Annotated in this window: 17 protein-coding genes; all 17 read left to right on the top strand. The window is 32.4% G+C overall.

The features are described from left to right. Window positions 1-7 precede the first annotated feature (7 nt). The 17 genes from ACO6VN_RS06700 to ACO6VN_RS06620 all read left to right on the top strand — a co-directional run bounded on the left by ACO6VN_RS06700 (window position 8) and on the right by ACO6VN_RS06620 (window position 12,599). On the top strand, window positions 8-214 hold the full coding sequence (locus tag ACO6VN_RS06700) for a DUF2768 domain-containing protein (protein ID WP_016999988.1): 207 nt from the start codon (window positions 8-10) through the stop codon (window positions 212-214). Next, window positions 207-932: a hypothetical protein gene (locus ACO6VN_RS06695; protein WP_422404412.1), complete on the top strand. Its 726-nt coding sequence runs from the start codon at window positions 207-209 to the stop codon at window positions 930-932. The genes ACO6VN_RS06700 and ACO6VN_RS06695 overlap by 8 nt, the downstream gene beginning before the upstream one ends. A gap of 126 nt (window positions 933-1,058) precedes the next feature. Further along, window positions 1,059-1,331, top strand: coding sequence for an HU family DNA-binding protein (locus tag ACO6VN_RS06690; RefSeq protein WP_016912122.1), 273 nt, complete (start codon window positions 1,059-1,061; stop codon window positions 1,329-1,331). Between the two features lie 131 nt (window positions 1,332-1,462). Further along, window positions 1,463-1,954 carry a hypothetical protein gene (locus tag ACO6VN_RS06685; RefSeq protein WP_016999986.1) on the top strand — a complete coding sequence of 164 codons (492 nt, stop codon included), beginning with the start codon at window positions 1,463-1,465 and terminating at the stop codon, window positions 1,952-1,954. Beyond that, the gene (locus tag ACO6VN_RS06680) at window positions 1,955-2,662 is read left to right on the top strand and encodes a demethylmenaquinone methyltransferase (RefSeq protein WP_026023674.1); all 708 of its coding nucleotides are present in this window, start codon (window positions 1,955-1,957) and stop codon (window positions 2,660-2,662) included. It abuts the gene before it with no gap. Window positions 2,663-2,674: 12 nt separating this feature from the next. Beyond that, window positions 2,675-3,637, top strand: coding sequence for a polyprenyl synthetase family protein (locus ACO6VN_RS06675; RefSeq protein WP_194201188.1), 963 nt, complete (start codon window positions 2,675-2,677; stop codon window positions 3,635-3,637). Window positions 3,638-3,711: 74 nt separating this feature from the next. Next, entirely contained in the window at window positions 3,712-4,164 is a 453-nt protein-coding gene (gene ndk, locus ACO6VN_RS06670; protein ID WP_194201187.1) for a nucleoside-diphosphate kinase, read from the top strand. A 118-nt stretch (window positions 4,165-4,282) separates the two neighbouring features. Continuing rightward, window positions 4,283-5,449: a chorismate synthase gene (aroC, locus tag ACO6VN_RS06665; RefSeq protein WP_064204569.1), complete on the top strand. Its 1,167-nt coding sequence runs from the start codon at window positions 4,283-4,285 to the stop codon at window positions 5,447-5,449. Window positions 5,450-5,457: 8 nt separating this feature from the next. Further along, the gene (gene aroB / locus ACO6VN_RS06660) at window positions 5,458-6,531 is read left to right on the top strand and encodes a 3-dehydroquinate synthase (protein ID WP_422404411.1); all 1,074 of its coding nucleotides are present in this window, start codon (window positions 5,458-5,460) and stop codon (window positions 6,529-6,531) included. Between the two features lie 15 nt (window positions 6,532-6,546). Then, window positions 6,547-7,785 carry a tetratricopeptide repeat protein gene (locus tag ACO6VN_RS06655; RefSeq protein WP_194201184.1) on the top strand — a complete coding sequence of 413 codons (1,239 nt, stop codon included), beginning with the start codon at window positions 6,547-6,549 and terminating at the stop codon, window positions 7,783-7,785. A gap of 13 nt (window positions 7,786-7,798) precedes the next feature. Next, window positions 7,799-8,338: a YpiB family protein gene (locus ACO6VN_RS06650; protein ID WP_016999979.1), complete on the top strand. Its 540-nt coding sequence runs from the start codon at window positions 7,799-7,801 to the stop codon at window positions 8,336-8,338. Next, entirely contained in the window at window positions 8,338-8,772 is a 435-nt protein-coding gene (locus ACO6VN_RS06645; protein WP_422404410.1) for a DUF2487 family protein, read from the top strand. The genes ACO6VN_RS06650 and ACO6VN_RS06645 overlap by 1 nt, the downstream gene beginning before the upstream one ends. 280 nt (window positions 8,773-9,052) lie before the next feature. After that, window positions 9,053-9,556, top strand: coding sequence for a ubiquinol-cytochrome c reductase iron-sulfur subunit (locus tag ACO6VN_RS06640; protein ID WP_016999977.1), 504 nt, complete (start codon window positions 9,053-9,055; stop codon window positions 9,554-9,556). A gap of 13 nt (window positions 9,557-9,569) precedes the next feature. Then, window positions 9,570-10,244, top strand: coding sequence for a menaquinol-cytochrome c reductase cytochrome b subunit (qcrB, locus tag ACO6VN_RS06635; protein ID WP_016912349.1), 675 nt, complete (start codon window positions 9,570-9,572; stop codon window positions 10,242-10,244). Window positions 10,245-10,281: 37 nt separating this feature from the next. After that, window positions 10,282-11,070: a menaquinol-cytochrome c reductase cytochrome b/c subunit gene (locus ACO6VN_RS06630; protein ID WP_064204570.1), complete on the top strand. Its 789-nt coding sequence runs from the start codon at window positions 10,282-10,284 to the stop codon at window positions 11,068-11,070. A gap of 192 nt (window positions 11,071-11,262) precedes the next feature. Continuing rightward, on the top strand, window positions 11,263-11,856 hold the full coding sequence (locus tag ACO6VN_RS06625; RefSeq protein WP_194201182.1) for a DUF1405 domain-containing protein: 594 nt from the start codon (window positions 11,263-11,265) through the stop codon (window positions 11,854-11,856). A gap of 53 nt (window positions 11,857-11,909) precedes the next feature. Beyond that, a complete protein-coding gene (locus ACO6VN_RS06620) occupies window positions 11,910-12,599 on the top strand; it encodes a zinc metallopeptidase (protein WP_016999973.1) in 690 nt (229 codons plus the stop codon). Window positions 12,600-13,121: the final 522 nt, after the last annotated feature.

Genomic DNA, 13,121 nt, shown 5'->3' with positions numbered 1-13,121 from the left:
TAGTGAAATGTTTGATATTTCAAGAATGGATTTAATGTGGGTATCTTTTTATTCAATTGGATTTATGATATTAGCAATAGTACTTGTATATTTATCAAGGTTTAAATTTAGTAATAGAATCATAAGTGGTATTACGATGTTTCTAGCGGTAATATCACTTATATTGGCAGGCGTCTTAATGATTGTCGTTTTAGGTGGGTCAAGCCATGGATAAACAAAAGCGTATTTACATATTATTATTTACTTGTGTGTTGTTGTTATCAGCATGTGCTTTTCCTGATAAAGAAAAGGCAGAAAATCAAGTTCCTGCTAAAGATCAATTAAGCATCGTCCAAACGGCTGTAGATGAATATCAGAAAGCCAATGATGGTTTATTACCTATCAAAGAAAGAGATGATAGCTACTCGATTTACCTACAACATCCAGTTGACTTCAATAAATTAAAACCTAAATTTATATCTCAATTACCAGGTAATTCTTTTGAGAATGGTGGTATTTATCAATACGTCATTATGGATGTAGATAAAGATCCTACTGTTTATTTAATCGATTTAAGAACTTCCGAAGTATTAAAAGATATTAGAATACGCATAGATGCTAGCGGTGAACCACTTCAGTTAGGTGATAAAGTAGCACCAAATGTTTATGAAATTGATTATAAGAAGTATGGTTTTAAAAAGAAACCAACTGTACCAAGCCCATATAGCAATGAAAGATTACCAGTATATATGAATGGTGGAAATGATTTTATTATTGATTATAGACTAGATTTATCTAAAGAAATTAAAAAACGAAAAGACCTTCCGAAACCAGGAACGGACATCAGAAAATTATTGTATGAAGATTCGCCAGTACTACCAGCTTATTCGCCCGAATTTACAATAAATAGTGAGAAAGAACCCGTTTTTAAATCAAAAGTGAAAAATTATTAATAAAATTCGAAAAATAGTGCATTTATAGCTTGTAAATCGTTGCAGTGACACAGGTTGTTGTGTTAAAGTCTTATCATAATGGTATTATACATATCATTAGATAACCTTTTGGGAGGTGAATTTGAAATGAACAAAACAGAATTAATCAATTCAGTAAGTGAGAAAGCTAATTTAACTAAAAAAGAAGCTGGTCTTGCTGTAGATGCAGTGTTCGAATCAATTCAAAAATCTTTATCAGATGGTGAGAAAGTACAATTAATTGGTTTCGGTAACTTTGAAGTACGCGAAAGAGCTGCTCGTAAAGGACGTAACCCTCAGACTGGTAAAGAAATTGATATCCCTGCAAGCAAAGTTCCAGCTTTTAAAGCAGGTAAAGCATTAAAAGATGCAGTTAAATAATGAATTGTGTCTAAGCCCTTTTTAAGGGCTTTTTTTATTTGTCTTATTTCTTTTATTTCTTTGAATATATGCATTTTCATTTCAATAAAGTTAGTGTTAAGATATATAGGTGATAATGTTGAGGTGATAAGATGGATAATATAGAAAAAATTTATAATAAAGAAGTTGCTGAATTGTTAAAAGGCGTTAATAATAGTCGTATACCAGTAGTCAATCCAATAATAGCAAATATATTAAATGATATTAATATTGATATAAATGCTAAGCTTGCTACAATATCTATAGATGCCTCAATGCGCTTTTTAAATAGAATTGGAGAGCCTGGTGTATCCAATCAAGATATTCTAATCGGAGATCTTGTAAGTGCGTACTTTTACAAATGTGCTACATTACATAGAGATTTGCAATTTTTAGATATTATGACTAAAGCAATTAGTAAACAAAACGAACTAAAACAAACTCTTATAGATAGCAAGTCTCAAAATAATATTGATTCTCTAAAAGAAATTGAATCTATATTTATTTTAACTTTATTAGACTACTTTGATATTGAATTAGATAGAGAATCTATAAAAGAAGAGATATACGCATACTATTATAAAAGAAACCAAAGGACTGAATAAATAGTGGACAATAAATCTAAATCAGAACATGTACATCACGTTTTTCAAAATATATCTGGAAAATATGATACTTTAAATAATATTATAAGCTTTGAACAACATAAAAGATGGCGTAAATACGTTATGAAAGAAATGAACGTTAAACCTGGCAGCAAAGCTCTAGATGTTTGTTGTGGAACTGCTGATTGGTCAATTCAATTAAGTCACGCAGTTGGCCCATATGGAGAAGTAGTAGGATTAGATTTCAGCGAAAACATGTTAGAAGTAGGTAAAAAGAAAACCGAAAATATGGCTAATATCCATTTAATACATGGCGATGCAATGAATCTACCTTTTGAAGACGATGAATTCGATTATGTGACAATTGGTTTTGGTTTGCGAAATGTACCAGACTACAAGCATGTATTAAACGAATTAAAACGTGTTGTTAAACCAGGTGGTATGGTAGTATGTTTAGAAACGAGTCAACCAACTATACCAGTATTCAAACAATTATATAGTTTTTATTTCAAAAACATCATGCCATTATTCGGCAAATTATTTGCAAAATCTTTACAAGAGTACAATTGGCTTCAAGAATCAACTCAAAACTTCCCAGGTAAAAAAGAACTTGCTCAAATGTTTGCAGATGTTGGTTATGAAAGAATTAAATATAAAGGATTTACTGGTGGCGTAGCGGCTATGCATTTAGCTTATAAACCTAAATAAAAAGGTGATCACATGTATGACAAAACAAAGATAAACTTAAATAAAGAAGTAAAAGAAGTAGAAAAGCTTCTTAACAGTTATATTAATAGTGAGCAAAGTACTGTTAATGAAGCTTGCCAATATTTATTATCTTCTGGGGGTAAACGTATTAGACCACTTTTCACGCTTATTGCTAGTCAATTTGCTGATAGTGGGTCAAAAGATGTTAGAGCAGTCGCTACGACACTTGAATTAATACATATGGCTAGTTTAGTTCATGATGATGTAATAGATAAAAGCGATAAACGGAGAGGTAAATATACCATTGCAAAGAAGTGGGATACCCAGACCGCTGTTCTTACAGGAAATTATTTATTATCTCAGTCATTAAACGTCGTGAGTACAATAGAACACGATAAATTACACGAGCAATTAGCTAAAGGTATAATAGAAGTATGCCGTGGCGAGTTATTCCAATTTGAAGACCAATTTGTTGCTGATCAATCTATTACAAACTATTTAAGGCGAATAAAACGAAAAACAGCGCTTTTGATTTCATTATCAACTGAACTAGGTGCTTATAGTGCTCGTACAAGTGACGAGACAGCTCAAAAGCTTGGTAAAATTGGGTATTATATTGGTATGAGTTATCAAATTATAGATGATATTCTTGATTTCACAAGCACTGAAAAGAAGCTTGGTAAGCCAGTAGGGTCAGATTTAAGAAATGGACATTTAACATTACCAGTATTACTTAGAATGAAAAATTCTAAACAGTTCAAAGATAAAATACAGCAACTAAGTATAGATAGTTCTGATGAAGTATTTAACGCTGTTATACAAGAAGTTATTGAATCTGAAGAATTACAAAAGTCTAAAGAAGTGAGTAATAACTACTTGAAAAAAGCGGAAAAATTAATCAGTTCACTCGAAAATGAATCCGGTCAAAAAATGTTAGTTGAAATTATTAAAAAAATAGGTAACAGAAACCACTAGAAAGCGGTTGCAAGTGGAGTCCCACAGTGATAAACTTATCTTGGATTTACATAAAACAAAGGTAGGGATTACATATGGACAGAACTTTTTTAATGATTAAACCAGATGCGGTACAAAGAAATCTTATAGGGGAAATCGTTACTAGATTAGAAAGAAAAGGTTTAAAGCTTGTTGCTGCAAAATTATTTCAAGCTGATGAAGCATTAGCTAAAGAACATTATTCAGAACATACAGATAAACCATTCTTTAACGCATTGGTTAGTTTTATTACTTCAGGACCTGTTTTTGCTATGGTTGTTGAAGGAAACAATGTTGTAGAAGTTACAAGAACACTTGTAGGTGAAACTAACCCATCTAAAGCTGCTCCAGGTACAATTAGAGGAGATTACGGTTTAGATTTAGGTAGAAATATTATACATGGCTCAGATTCAAATGAATCTGCAGAACGTGAGATTAACTTATGGTTTAATGAGTCTGAACTTAATGACTATAAATTAAACAATGAAAAATGGGTTTATGAAGAATAATCAATATATGGATTAGTTTAACGAATTTTTGTTAAACTAATCCTTTCTTTTTGTTAATTTAACGCGTTAAATATGATATGATTAATTTTATATTTAATTAACAGTAGGGAGAGATAATATGCGTTACTTAACATCAGGCGAATCACATGGCCCACAATTAACTATCATTATTGAAGGTGTCCCAGCTAATCTTAAAATCGATGTAAATGAAATAAATGAAGAAATGTTTAAGCGTCAAGGCGGTTATGGCCGTGGACGTCGTATGCAAATTGAGAAAGATTCAGTAGAAATTGTTTCTGGTGTAAGACATGGTTATACTTTAGGTAGTCCTATTACACTTATCGTAACAAACGATGACTTTAAACATTGGAGAAAAATCATGGGAGCAGACGCTTTAACTGAAGAAGAAGCTCAAAATATGAAACGTGTTATTACAAAACCTAGACCCGGACATGCAGATTTAGTAGGTGGTATGAAATATAACCATAGAGATTTAAGAAATGTTCTTGAACGTTCATCTGCACGTGAAACAGCTGCTAGAGTTGCTGTTGGTGCTGTTTCTAAAATATTATTAAAACAATTAGATATTGATATTTATTCACGCGTTATAGAAATTGGCGGCATTAAAGATGACTATGAATATACACTTGATGAAGTGAAAGCAAACATAGATCATAATGATGTACGCTGTATTAGTGATGATGTAGCAGAAAAAATGCGTGAGAGAATTGACGCAGCTAAAAAAGAAGGCGATTCTATTGGCGGTATAGTTGAAGTCGTAGTGGAAAACTTACCAGCTGGCATCGGTAGTTATGTACAATATGATAGAAAACTAGACGGCAGATTGGCTCAAGCTGTTGTAAGTATAAATGCTTTCAAAGGTGTAAGTTTTGGTGAAGGCTTTAAAGCTGCTGAAAAACCAGGTAGTGAAATCCAAGATGAAATAGCATACGATCCAGAAAAGGGATATTACCGACTTTCAAATCATTTAGGTGGTTTAGAAGGTGGCATGTCTAATGGTATGCCTATTGTTATAAATGGTGTTATGAAACCAATTCCTACACTATACAAACCATTAAACTCGGTAGACATTGAAACTAAAGAAGATTATAAAGCTACAATCGAACGTTCTGATAGCTGTGCCGTTCCAGCAGCAAGTGTTGTTTGTGAACATGTTATTGCATTCGAAATTGCTAAAGCTATTACAGAAGAGTATCAATCTAACCATATCGACCAATTACAAGATGCTATTAAGCAACACCGTGATTGGAATTTAAATTTCTAGGTGATGTCATGATATTTGAAACAACTTATACTAAAGATAATTATCCAATCATACTAAAAGATAATGCATTATCTGAACTCTCATCATATTTAAAACCAAATGAACAAAATATCGTTTTGATTGATCAAGATGTGTACAAACTTCATAAAGATTATTTAAAAGACCATTTAGATTCACTAAATCTTAAGTATTTAACAATCATAAGTGGAGAAATGTGTAAACAAATGTCTTATTTTGAATCTATCAGTGAAAAGTTGCTTTCAATGAATATTAATAGACAGTCTCAATTAATAGCTATTGGTGGAGGAGCTACAGGTGACTTTGTAGGTTTTCTTGCAGCAACACTACTAAGAGGTATTGATTTTATACAAGTGCCAACAACATTGCTCGCACATGATTCTGCTATCGGTGGGAAAGTAGGCATTAATGCTTCTGTTGGTAAAAATTTAATCGGTGCATTTCATCGTCCCAAAGCTGTTATATTCGATTTGCACTTTTTAAACACGCTTCCAAACACCGAGATTAGAAGTGGTTATGGTGAAATATTTAAACACGCTATATTAAATAACGAAGAAGAAGCTAATAAGTTAATGGCTGCTTATCCCTCAATTAAAGAGTTAACACACTTAGAAGACATAGAAGCATTTTTAAAAATGGGTATTCAAACTAAATTAGATATTGTTATACAAGATGAGTTTGAAGGCAATGTAAGAAAACATTTAAACTTAGGTCATACTTTTGGACATGGTTTAGAATATTTGTCTAAAATAGCTCACGGTGAAGCTGTCATGATAGGTATACTATTCCAAAAAATTATCAATCAAAAGATTACTGCTTATGATAACGAAGATAGTATTTTTAAATTTATAAATTATTTAAAAGAACTTGGCTATCCATTAAATATTTTAAATCAAGTTGATATTGAGAAAATATTTGAATATATGAAAAAAGACAAGAAAAATATTGGACAATCTATTCAAATGGTTTTACAAACGGGCGATGGTTCGTTTACAATTGAAGCCGTTTCTAAAGAAGAAGTATTAGATTCATTTATAAAGCTTAAGCAGCTAATAAATGATTAGAAGGAGTCCTACAATATGGAAGATGTATATAAAGTTATAGATGATATTCATATGCAAAATATTAACCAATTAGACGAAAAGATAGATAGAGTATTACAATCTGATGATCACGATGCGCTATTTATGCTTGGCGAAACATTATACAAATACGGAATTGTGGATCAAGGTGTAAAAATATTTGAAGAATTATATATGCTATACCCTGATGAAAATGAAGTGCTTGTATATTACGTAGAAGGCCTAATTGACCAAAATGAGTTAGATAGAGCACATGAAGTATTATTTAATAGCCCAACCTCTACTGAAAAATTAATGCTTGAAGCTGATTTATATCAACAACAAGGATTGTTCGAAGTAGGTATAGAAAAATTAATAGAAGCAAAAGAAATCGAACCAGACGATATGGTTATTACATTTGCTCTGGCTGAAATGTATTATTATGATGGTCAGTATTTAAAAGCAATTAGAAACTATGAATCAATTGTTCAAACAGGCGAAGATATTATAAACGGTATATCTATTTACGCTAGAATGGCAGATTCCAGTTTACAAAGTGGCGCTTATGAAGAAGCAGTTAAATATTATGAATACGTATCTGAAATGGATATGACTGTGGAAGATTATTTCAAACAAGCGATTAGTTATCAGAAGAATGAACTGACACAAGAAGCGATTAAGCAACTTGAAAAACTATTACAGAAAGATCCTGACTTCATGCAAGCTTATCATTATCTATTGCAAATTTATGAATCTGAAAAAGATTATAAAAAAGCGATTGAGATTGGTAAAGAAGGTCTACGTTTAAACGCTTATTACAAAGAATTAATGACTGACACAGCACGCTTAATGTTGACGACAAATGATGAACATGGTGCTTTACTATTACAAGATGCTCTAACTGTTGATCCATCATATACAGAAGCTGCTATTTTATTAGCGGACTATTATCGAGAGAAAGATAATACTACAGGTTTAATTAACTTACTAACTTATATTGATGAAGATGACATTGATCCAATAGTAGCATGGCATATTGCTTATGCATTTGGCATTGAAGAGCGTGATAAAGAAGCTCAACATTTTTATGATTTAGCATATCCAGATTTAACTCAAAACATTGATTTCTTAAATGACTGCTATCATTACTTAATTGAAATTGGCCAAATTGCCACTGCTAAAAATATTCTAGAATCTATTCGTAAAATTGACCCAGAAAATCCTTACTGGGACCAAGAATTAGAAAGATTACAATAAGTAGGTTATTCCAATGGAACATACATGGCTCATTTATGAAAAGCAACGTTTTATTGAATATATTCTATATCAATATGAGTTTAAAAATGCTGAAAGTGTATGGATTTTAAATTTAATTAAGAGTAACCCTAAATACTTATCAAATATTTCATTTGCGAAAGAAATGACAGACGATCGATTTCTATCAATAAGTACTAAACAATCTAATCAATTATCTCTAATGTATTGTAAAGAAAAATTTTGCATTGATGATGGCAGACAGATTTTTCATGATATTAGATTAGATCAGTCTCATTTAAATGTGATTCTCTATTTAAATCAAAGAGATGATCGTCTAAATAGAATAATGTTACTGCAAATGTTATTTGATCAATTTAGCGATAACGAAAATGTTAATTTTTCTAAAGATAACCCAAAAGAATATAGCATTTATCATTGGGAACAATTAATTAGGAATGAAATTGATCGAGCATTAGATAATAATGATCAAGAAACATTTTTGGAAATGACTAAAATATTACAATTCATTAATGAGTTGGAGGAAAATTGGTAATGTTATTCAATCATGCAGATTTAAAGGATTTAAAAAATAATTTAGAATATATCGACACAGCGATTATCCCTGTTTCAAATATAGATATGACTAATCAATTAATTACATCTTGTGATCAAAGTGAAACGATTCAATTAGTCGGTATGTTAACTGAAAAGCAATTCAAAGGTAGATTATTATTAACTCCAGCTTTCTTTACTAGTGATTTTCATACTAAGCATATACAATCATTCATCCAAAGTCTTAAAGAATATGGTTTAACTAATATTATTATTTTAACAAGTGATAAAATAGAAAATATTGAAACTGAAGAAATATATACTGTTAATACTATTCCAATGGCTGACTTAGATGAGGAAATGAAACGCACACTTATAGAAGACGAAGTTAAAAACTTCATGAAATTTATAATAAAAACTTGGAATAAGAAATAGATAGAAAAAATTAAGAAAGAAATTTTTCCTCTAAGAATAGCTAGTAGTGAAAAGCTTGATTTAAATGCATTTTCAATCCACTTAACTCCTACTATTATAACGAATTAGGCTTAGGCAATTAAATTTGTCTAAGCCTATTTTCTTTTTGCTCAAAAATAGTGAATAAAACCACAAGAAATAAAAATATAAATTGTGACAAAGCGTTGACCGTCTTGAGATAATAGGCTAAAATTAAATTGTCCTAGTTATAAAAGAACGATTAATAGAGGGGGGAATCTAAATGAGCCAACGTGTCACACGACGCCAATTTTTAAACTATTCATTAATGGGTGTTGGGTCATTTATGGCTGCTGGTATGATTTTACCTATGGGTAGATTTGCGCTTGATCCTGTTTTTAAAGCAGAGGGCAAAGGCGATATGATCGCTACAGGCGTAAAAGAGTCTGAACTTGGTAAAGAGCCAATTAAAGTTGACTTTAAATTTGAGCAAGAAGATGCTTGGTACACGAGTGAAGTTACCGAATTCGCTTGGGTATACAAGGATGGTAAAGACATTGTCGCATTATCACCAGTCTGTAAACATTTAGGATGTACAGTTCAGTGGAATGGTGACAATTCAAATCCAAATCAATTTTTCTGTCCATGTCATAACGGACGTTATGAGAAAAATGGTAAGAATGTACCTGGAACGCCGCCATTAGCACCATTAGATCAATATGAAGTGAAAGTGAAAGATGGCATTATTCAAATCGGTAATAAACATGAGAACGAATTAGCTAAATAAGGAGGGATTAACAATGATAGATAAAATCTATGATTGGGTCGATGACAGACTTGATATTACACCAATTTGGCGAGATATTGCTGATCATGAAGTGCCAGAGCATGTTAACCCTGCTTATCACTTTTCAGCTTTCGTATATTGTTTTGGTGGATTAACGTTTTTCATTACAGTTATCCAAGTTTTATCAGGTATGTTTTTAACTATGTATTACGTACCAGATATCGTAAACGCTTGGAAATCAGTTTACTATTTACAACACGATGTTGCTGCAGGTGTTATCGTTCGTGGTATGCACCATTGGGGGGCTAGTCTAGTAGTAGTAATGATGTTTTTACATACACTTCGTGTATTCTTTACAGGCTCATATAAACAGCCTAGAGAATTAAACTGGGTTGTAGGTGTCTTAATATTCTTTGTAATGCTTGGTTTAAGTTTTACTGGTTATTTATTACCATGGGATATGAAAGCACTATTCGCAACTAAAGTTGGTTTACAAATTGCAGAATCCGTCCCTATTATAGGGCCTTGGGTTAAAACATTACTGGCAGGGGATGCAGAAATAGTTGGTGCACAAACTCTGACTCGTTTCTTTGCGATTCATGTATTCTTCCTTCCTGCTGCACTATTCGCGTTACTGGCAGCACACTTTATAATGATCAGAAAACAAGGTATTTCAGGTCCACTATAAAATTAACGTGAATAAATGAAAAAGGAGGTCATGCGACATGCATCGCGGTAAAGGGATGAAGTTTGTTGGTGACTCAAGAATTAAGTCATACGACAAACCAAAGTTAAATAGAGATTATTCAGAATTTCCAGGTCGTACTGAAAGTTTCTGGCCTGACTTTCTACTTAAAGAATGGATGACTGGAGCAGTTTTCTTAATTGCTTATTTATGTTTAACAGTTGCACATCCATCGCCACTTGAACGTGTGGCGGATCCATCTGATACTGGTTATACACCATTACCAGACTGGTATTTCTTATTCTTATATCAAATACTTAAATATTCATTTGCATCTGGTCCATATAATACTTTTGGTGCTATCGTCTTACCAGGTATCGCATTTGGTGCATTACTATTAGCACCATGGTTAGATAGAGGACCTGAACGTAAATGGACAAAGAGACCATTTGCATCTGGATTTATGTTATTAGCAGTTGCTATTTTGTTCTACACTACTTGGGAATCTAGTTATTACCATGACTGGAAACAACAAGCTAAGCAAGGTCAAATTGTATTCTCAAACTTAGATAAATCTGACCCTGTATATACGGACATCATCAAGTCAAACTGTACAAGTTGTCATGGTGGTGAGTTGACCGGTGGGCAAGGTCCAAACCTAGTCGAATCTAAACTACCTGAAGAGGGCGTAAAAGGTTTCGTCGAAAAAGGGGCTGGTAAAATGCCTAGCTTTAAAGATACCCTTTCTAAAGAAGAAATAGATAAAGTTTCAAAATATGTTGCAGATTTACATGAAACAGACTCTAATGGTAAAGAATTGAAAAAATAATAATTTAAAGGGATAGGGACAAAAATCTTATTTTACTAAAAAGATTTCTTAGTCCCACCCCGGCAAAGTATGACTCGAAATGAAATAAAGCTTAATAAAAGCGCATTTTCAGACCAGTCAGCTACTGCCAATATAATAAATCAGGCTGAGACATTATTATGTCCCAGCCTCTTTTTTCAAAGGAGAATTTAAATGGCATTTTGGAAATACGTAATGGGCCAAAAACCAATGCTTGCCACATTTTTTATAGCCAATCTACTAGGAACTGTTTACGGATACATATGGTATGGTGGTCAACTTGCTGAGACGAAATGGTACTTTTGGCCATTTGTACCAGACAGCCCAACAGCAACATTCTTCCTAATAATAGCTATAGCAGCCATATATTTTAATCGGCATTTAGGGCTTTTTGAATGTTTAGCATTTATTACTTTAATTAAATACGGAGCATGGGCAGTACTTATGAATTTATTTGTGATGATACATTATGAGCAACTTGTTCCAATGGCGCTCATGTTAATGGTTTCTCATGGCATTATGGTTGTACAAGCATTTATGTTTTATCCATTATTTGAAATCAAAACATGGCATATTGTCATTACAATGATATGGGTTTTCCATAATGATGTGATAGATTATGTATATCATCAATATCCAGTTTATAGTATGTTGAGCCAATACGAGGCACACATAGGATATTTAGCTTTCTGGTTAAGTATTATTCCATTCTTACTATTAATATATTTACAAAAAACATTTAAATTAGGGTCAAAACATTTGACGTGAAGGTCTTCACTCCGTAATATATAATTTAAGAGGGATAAAAAGGAGGAAGTTATTTGTTTTCATTTATTATATATTTCATAATCATTATGATTGTCCCTATGTACTTCCAATATAAAGTAAAATCAACTTACAACAAATATTCTAGAGTACGCTCAACTAGTGGCAAGACGGGAAGAGAAGTTGCTGAAGAAATTTTAGCAGCAAATGGTATTCATGATGTACAAGTATTGCAAGGTGAAGGGTTCTTATCAGATCACTTTGATCCAGTTAAGAAGAGAGTAGTATTATCACCTGATAACTTTAACAAGCCTACTGTAGCTGGTACAGCAATCGCTGCCCACGAAGTAGGACACGCAATCCAACATGCACATGGATATGCATTCTTAAAATTTAGAACAGCATTATTACCACTTGCAAACCTTGGAAGTTCATTATCGTATATCATTATTTTAGCAGGTATTGTATTAACGGCATTAAGCAATACATTTGGTACAACTCTATTATGGGTAGGTATCGTATTCATGTCATTCGCTGTACTATTTACAATTATTACATTACCAGTTGAATTTGATGCGAGTAAACGAGCAATGCGACAAATTGAGAAATTAAATATGGTCAATCAACAAGAATACAAACATGCTAAGAAAGTATTATCAGCAGCAGCTATGACATATGTAGCAGCAACTGCAGTAGCAGTAGCAGAACTTGCTAGATTTATACTAATAGCACGTAGTGGTGACTAATTAACAAGAAGCTAAGACATTAAGTTGTCTTAGCTTTTTTATATGGAGTATTATAATAAATTTCGGTATTGCGCGGGTAAAGGCGGTATTTAATCTGATAATGTAGCGCACCCTAAAAATTTATTTTGGTTCAGCTTTTGGGGTGCACTTCATAGTTGGATTATTGTCTTAGTTAATCCAATAAAAGGTGTTCTAATTGGATTATTGTCATACTTAATCCACCAAAAGGTGTTCTAGTTGGATTATTGTCTTAGTTAATCCAACAAAAGGGTTCTAATTGGATTATTGCCTTAGTTAATCCAACAAAAGGTGTTCTACTTGGATTATTGCCTTAGTTAATCCAACAAAAGGGGTTCTAATTGGATTATTGTCTTACTTAATCCAACAAAAGGTGTTCTAATTGGATTATTGCTTTAGTTAATCCAACAAAAAGTACAATTCGTGAGTTTACGACATTCTTAATCCAATAACAGAACCCAACCGCAATTTAATTCATCCACTATCCAAATCACTTCTCAATCT

The organism is Mammaliicoccus sp. JADD-157 (assembly GCF_049310805.1).
Classification (GTDB): Bacteria; Bacillota; Bacilli; order Staphylococcales; family Staphylococcaceae; genus Mammaliicoccus; species Mammaliicoccus lentus.
The sequence above is the reverse complement of the archived record's forward strand: the minus strand, read 5'-3'. Positions and strand labels throughout refer to the sequence as shown.